Genomic DNA, 2334 nt, shown 5'->3' with positions numbered 1-2334 from the left:
GAGGGCGCGGGCTTGGGGGGGGCCGGGGCCGTTTTCGACGGGGGGCGCTGACCTGCACGACCGGGGGCCCCGGTCGCGTCCGGGGGGGGGGCCCCGCGCGGCGTCACCCACCCCTCACCCGGCCCTGAGCCGCGTTCAGCCGGACCGAAGGAACAGAGCATGAGCGGGGACACCGGGCCCGTCGTCGAGGCGGGCGCGTACCGCCTGCGCAATGTGGGCAGCGGGCTGCTGCTCGAGGTGGAGGGCGGCGCCACGGCCGGCGGCGCCCGCGTCCAGCAGGCCGGGGACAGCGGCGCCGCCTCCCAGCACTGGCACCTCGGCCCCGTGCACCAGGGCGCTCCCCTGTACCACCTGGTCAACGCCCACAGCGGTAAACGCCTGGACGTCACGGGGGCCTCCACGGAGAACGGCGCGAAGGTCCAGCAGTGGAGGGCCAACAACTTCGGTGCCCAGGAGTGGCTGATCGAGCGGCATCCCGAGGCGCCGGGCACCGTGACGCTGGTCTGCTTCGTCAGCGGTCTCGTGCTGGAGGTCGCCGACGGGTCCACCGAGGCGGGTGCCGGCGTCCGGCAGTGGGAGGACACGGACTCCCCGGGCCAGTGGTGGCGGCTGGAGCCCCTGCCCTCCTGAGCCCCGGGCCCTCAGGGCCGGGGCGCCGACCGGCCGAGGTGCACGGTGCGCGCGGACAGGGTGAACACGTCGGGTCGCCGGCGAAGACCGGCCGGGTCCGCCGGATCGAGCAGCCGGTCGAGCGTCTCGGTGTCCTCGGCCGTGAGCCGGTCGGCGAACGCCTCGCGCTTACGGGCGAAGTCGTCCACCGCGCGGTCCAGGGCCACCCCTTCCAGCGGGGCCGGGAGGTCGAGCAGGAAGCTGCGGGCGCCCAGCGGCTCCAGGCCGACGGCCGCGAACAGGCCCCGCCAGTCCTCCGTCTCCCGCCGGGTGCCCGGCAGCGAGGCGCGCATGTCCTCGAACCAGTCCTCCCGGACGGCCTCCAGCCTGGTCTCCAGCCCCGGCCTGCCGATCCCGATGTCACGGGGGAGGTAGCGGGCGGTCAGGCCGCCCTCGGCCAGGGCCACCACACCACCGGGACGGAGCAGCGCCGCGAAACCGGCCAGCGCGCCCCGCTGGTCCCCGAGGTGGTGCAGGGTGTTGCCGGCCCAGATGAGGTCGGCCCGGTCCAGCGTCCCGAAGTCCCGGGGAAGGTCGGCGGGGACCGTCCGTACGCGCTCCGCGAGGCCGCTGCGCTCCGCGCGCGCACGGGCGCGCTCCAGCAGCGCCGGGGTGCCGTCCACCGCGACGACCTCCGCGCCGGGGAAGACACCGGCGAGCAGGCAGGTGACGACGCCCGGGCCGCTGCCGATGTCGAGGACCCGGCGCACGTGCGGCGCCGTGGGCAGCCCGGCGATCCACCGGGCTGCCGCCTCGTACTGCGGGAGGCTCAGTTCGGCCTCCTGCTCCAGCATCGGGCCCATGACGTCCCAGTCGAGGTCCTCGGTGCCGTGGGCGTGCGCGTGCCCCAGGGCGGGCGCGTGTTCCGGCCGGTGCGTGTGCCCGGATCCGGGTGCGTGTCCGGGCGCGTGCCCCGACCCGGGCGCGTGCCCGGCGGTCGGCGCGGGTCCCGGCCCGAGCGTGTCTCCCGAGTCCGGCGCGTGCCCGGCGGCGGGCTCGTCCGCCGTGCCGTGGCGGGGGGTGTGTGCGGCGTGCTTGCTCATGGGGTCAGCATCCACGGGCACGGTCTCCCAGGCGAGTTTCCTTGCCGTTCCGGCAAGTGGCCTTCCCATCACGGCACTCCCGGTGGCCTGGCGCCGGGCACGTGCGCATGGCGGATACGGATCCGGTGCGGCCGGACCCGGGCCGGCGGCCGGTGGCCCTACTGCGCACCGTGCGCCGCGGCGACCGCCTCGACCCGCCCGGCGAGCGTCAGGTCCTTGCTCGTGACCTTGCCGCCCGCGTCGTGCGAGTTCACGGTGAGGCGCACGGTGTTGTAGCCCAGCGTCAGGTCCGAGTGGTGGTCGAGCTCGTCCTGGATGCGGGCGACGTGGACGGTCAGCGCGGCCGCGGCGAAGTGCGAGGGCAGCCGGTAGGTGCGGGCGATCCGGTCCCCTTCCACCTGCCAGCCGGGCAGATCGCGCAGCCCCGTCTCGATGTCGTGTGCGGACAGCGGCTCAGCGGCCATGAGGTGGCTCCTGTCTGGGCGTTGCGGACAGCGGTGCCCGTGACGCTACGGTCTTTCCACGAGGGCTGTCGCGCTCGACACGGGTGCGTACGGGGCCGCTGCCGGGCGGCCGGCGGTGGAGCGGCCCGCTGGAGCGGCCGGAGCGCCGCGTCCGTCCG

The 2334-nt window shown here is 76.0% G+C and carries 3 protein-coding genes; 1 reads left to right on the top strand and 2 read right to left on the bottom strand.

The features are described 5' to 3' along the window. Nucleotides 1-159: 159 nt before the first annotated feature. Entirely contained in the window at nt 160-630 is a 471-nt protein-coding gene (locus ABZ371_RS31840) for an RICIN domain-containing protein (RefSeq protein WP_358686249.1), read from the top strand. 11 nt (nt 631-641) lie between these two features. Here the strand turns inward: ABZ371_RS31840 and ABZ371_RS31835 are convergent, their stop codons facing one another. Both ABZ371_RS31835 and ABZ371_RS31830 read right to left on the bottom strand, forming a co-directional pair. Continuing rightward, nucleotides 642-1712 carry a class I SAM-dependent methyltransferase gene (locus ABZ371_RS31835; protein ID WP_358686247.1) on the bottom strand — a complete coding sequence of 357 codons (1071 nt, stop codon included), beginning with the start codon at nt 1710-1712 and terminating at the stop codon, nt 642-644. Nucleotides 1713-1870: 158 nt separating this feature from the next. Then, on the bottom strand, nt 1871-2176 hold the full coding sequence (locus ABZ371_RS31830) for a 4a-hydroxytetrahydrobiopterin dehydratase (RefSeq protein WP_358686245.1): 306 nt from the start codon (nt 2174-2176) through the stop codon (nt 1871-1873). Between the last annotated feature and the right edge of the window lie 158 nt (nt 2177-2334).

The organism is Streptomyces sp. NPDC005899 (genome assembly GCF_040629645.1).
In the GTDB taxonomy this organism is placed as follows: Bacteria; Actinomycetota; Actinomycetes; order Streptomycetales; family Streptomycetaceae; genus Streptomyces.
This window is presented reverse-complemented; position numbering and strand designations above follow the sequence as displayed.

Bases quoted from the DNA above. Each gene is read 5' to 3' on its own strand.
- ABZ371_RS31840 (WP_358686249.1), top strand. From the start codon at position 160: ATGAGCGGGGACACCGGGCCCGTCGTCGAGGCGGGCGCGTACCGCCTG.
- ABZ371_RS31835 (WP_358686247.1), bottom strand. From the start codon at position 1,712: ATGAGCAAGCACGCCGCACACACCCCCCGCCACGGCACGGCGGACGAG.
- ABZ371_RS31830 (WP_358686245.1), bottom strand. From the start codon at position 2,176: ATGGCCGCTGAGCCGCTGTCCGCACACGACATCGAGACGGGGCTGCGC.